Origin of the sequence: Spongiactinospora gelatinilytica (assembly GCF_003236385.1) — a bacterium.
Classification (GTDB): Bacteria; Actinomycetota; Actinomycetes; order Streptosporangiales; family Streptosporangiaceae; genus Spongiactinospora; species Spongiactinospora gelatinilytica.
The window spans coordinates 1-2,771 of record NZ_POUA01000601.1 but is presented as its reverse complement, the minus strand read 5'-3'; the positions used below and the strand labels follow the sequence as shown (position 1 = coordinate 2,771).

The following is a 2,771-nucleotide window of genomic DNA, read 5'->3' as shown; positions in this document are numbered from 1 at the left end:
GAGGCGGGTGGAGGAGAGGGTCTTGGTGGCGGGTACGGCGGTGCGGGCGGAGTCGATGGCGTGGTCGAGTTCGCCCATGCCGAGGTAGGCTTCGGCGGCGCTGATCCGGGTGAGCTGGGCGGAGCGGGAGCGGGCCTGGTCGTAGGCGGGGAGGATGCCTTCGAGGAGTTCGGCGGCCCTGCGGTGCCGGCCGATCAGCGACCAGCAGACGGCGGCGTCGGCGACCGGCTCGGTGGGGAGGTACCAGGCCACCCAGGGCGGGTCACGGTCGGTGGTGCCTTGGGCGTAAGCGTCTTCCGCCGCGTGCAGTAGGCGGGCGACCTCGGCGTTGGTGTGCGGGTCGCGTGTGTCGGTCCGGGCGGCGCATAGGGCCGTGGCCCAGGCTTCGCGGTTGAGGAGAAGCGCGATCACGCGTGGTGGGGCGTCGGCGGACCTCGCCGTCGCGAGGGCGGCGCGGGCCAGGCGGGTGGCCCATTCCGGCCGGCCGACGTAGATGGCCTGATGGGTCATCGCGGTCAGCAGCCAGGCGGCGGTCAGCGCGTCGCCGCCGATCTTGGCGAACTTGAGCGCCTGGCCGTAGTAGTGCTGGGCCTGTCCCTGATGGCCGAGGTCGAAGGCGGTCCATCCGGCGAGCTGGGTCATCGCGGCTGCGGCGGTCATCAGGCGTGCGCCCACGCGGGCGTCGTACCGGCCGCGTAGCAGCGGGGCCACGGCGGTGTGCAGATAGTCGATGATCGCCGGTCGTACCAGGCCCGCGCCGAACCGATGGTCCATCAGGTTGAACGCCCGCCAGGCTTCCATGATCCGATCGGCGTCGGAGCCGCCTACCGCCGGACCGTTGCCTTCATGCGAGGCCACGGCGACCGTACGGCCGTAGGCCCACTCCGACAGCCAGCCACCGAGAGCCGCAGGGACGAACGGCAGCGTCGCCAGCGTGTGGCGCCGCTCGGCATCCATGTCGCACCTCCACAGACGCGCGGACGCCATCACCGTACGTTCAACCGATAGGTCGGAGAAGTCGGGAACTGGCCATATCTCCGTTTCGACCGCTTCGGCCGGGTATGCGTCGCCGCCGCCGAGCCAGTGCTCGATCTCGGCCGCTGGTACGTCGAAGACCTGGGCCATCCGGGCCCGGTAGACCGGCCGCACCCCCTGAATCCCGCGCTCCCACCGGCTCCATGTGGTCATCGACACCCACAACGCCTCGGCCGCCTCCTCCTGCGTCATCCCCAGCCGCCGCCGAGCCCGCCGCAACTCCACCCGCTCGCCCACCACCGCCTCCTCCACTTTAGGTCATCGACCGATCACTCATTGTCAATGAACGGGAAGGCCGCCGGGCGTGACGACCAGAAAACGCCTACCGCCGTCGGGATGACCGCTGACGGCGTGGATTCCTTCTGCCGCTGGTTCGGCGCGCGGCGGTTTCCTGCTGCGGCCGGGACTACAGACGGTCACAAGGAGAACACGCATGAGCCAGTACCTCCACGTCACCCCGCTGCCCTCCACGGGCGCGGCCGTCGGCCGGGCGCGTGCCGTACTGCGCGAGGTGCTGCGGGACGCGACCCCCGACGACCTCTACGACGCCGAACTGGCCTTGGCGGAGATCGCGGGCAACGCCGTGCGGCACTCGTGCCCGCCGTACGTGCTGCGCATGGTCATGGTCGGCGAGCACCCCGTGTGGTGCGAGGTCGTGGACGGTCACCAGGGCGGCCTGGCCGCGGTACTCGACGGGCTGAGCCCCGCCGGCGCGCCCGGCTGCGACGAGGTGCTGGCGGACTGCGGGCGGGGGCTCATGCTGGTGCGGGTGCTCAGCGACGGGTGCTGTGCCGCCTATCCGCTCCGCTCCGGCCGGGCCAAGGCGGTCGGGTTCGCGCTGCCGGTGGCCATCGGGGCGCGCGAGCCGGTGCGGCTGCCGCGGGGGCGGTTCGAGTGGCTCGCGCACTTCGCGGTCACGCTCTGAACTGGGTGTCAGTTCGGGAGGCTGCGGCCCTCGAAGTGGGCCACGCTCGAGGTGCCGGTCGTGCCGCGCAGGCCGAACCCGTAGTGGTACCCCTGCCGCGCCTGCGCCGTGGCGAACAGGTCGGCGACGAAGGCCGTGTGCAGCCGCCGCCAGGTGCCCGCGTGCTCGACGTAGGAGGTGGCCCGGTCACGGGTCAGCAGTACGGCGAGCCGGTCGCCCGGGGCCAGGCCCAGCGGGATCTCGCCCGGCACGGCGCGGAACTCGCCGCCCACCCGCAGGTCGAATCCGGTGGTCTTGCGGGTGTTGTTGTACCAGGCGGTGATGTAACTGTCGTGGTTCTTCACCCAGCCGACGAAGACGCTGTCCTCGGGCTGGCCGGTGCCCGCGAACGAACCGATGGTCAGCACGCTGACGGCCTGGTCGGCGGGTAGTCGTGCGGGGCCCGCCAGCAGGGTGAAGTACGGCTCGGCGCGGCTCCCGGTGAACCGGCCCGCGCCGACGTTGATCTGCGGGCGGGCCTCCTTGGGGAAGGGCTGGTGCGGGGCGTAGCGGGCGGCGGTGTCGGTGGTGAAGGCGTCGTCGAGGTCGACCTGGGGGAGCGCGGTGAGGTCGAGGGTCGCGTCCGGTTCGAGACGGACGGCCTGGGCCCGGCCGCCGAACAGGGACGGGACGATGAGCACGCCCGCCGCGACGAGCAGTACCGCCGCCACGGCCACGACCGCGATCCTCAGAGTCCGTGAGCGGTTGTGCGCCGCCCCGGTCGGCAACCCGGTGGGCACACCGTCCTGCGTCCCTGGCCCGACTCCCGTCC

At 72.1% G+C, this 2,771-nt stretch carries 3 protein-coding genes; 1 reads left to right on the top strand and 2 read right to left on the bottom strand.

What is annotated here, in order from left to right:
* A partial coding sequence (locus tag C1I98_RS37515; protein ID WP_146607886.1) for a helix-turn-helix domain-containing protein occupies positions 1-1,272 on the bottom strand: 1,272 nt, incomplete at its 3' end.
* A 196-nt stretch (positions 1,273-1,468) separates the two neighbouring features.
* Between C1I98_RS37515 and C1I98_RS37510 the strand changes: the two genes are divergently transcribed.
* The gene (locus C1I98_RS37510; RefSeq protein ID WP_111172001.1) at positions 1,469-1,960 is read left to right on the top strand and encodes an ATP-binding protein; all 492 of its coding nucleotides are present in this window, start codon (positions 1,469-1,471) and stop codon (positions 1,958-1,960) included.
* 8 nt (positions 1,961-1,968) lie between these two features.
* Here C1I98_RS37510 and C1I98_RS37505 read toward each other — a convergent pair.
* The coding region (locus C1I98_RS37505; protein WP_233508524.1) for a hypothetical protein at positions 1,969-2,771 on the bottom strand (803 nt) is incomplete at its 5' end.

Coding starts and splice junctions, on each gene's coding strand:
- C1I98_RS37510 (WP_111172001.1), top strand. CDS start 1,469: ATGAGCCAGTACCTCCACGTCACCCCGCTGCCCTCCACGGGCGCGGCC.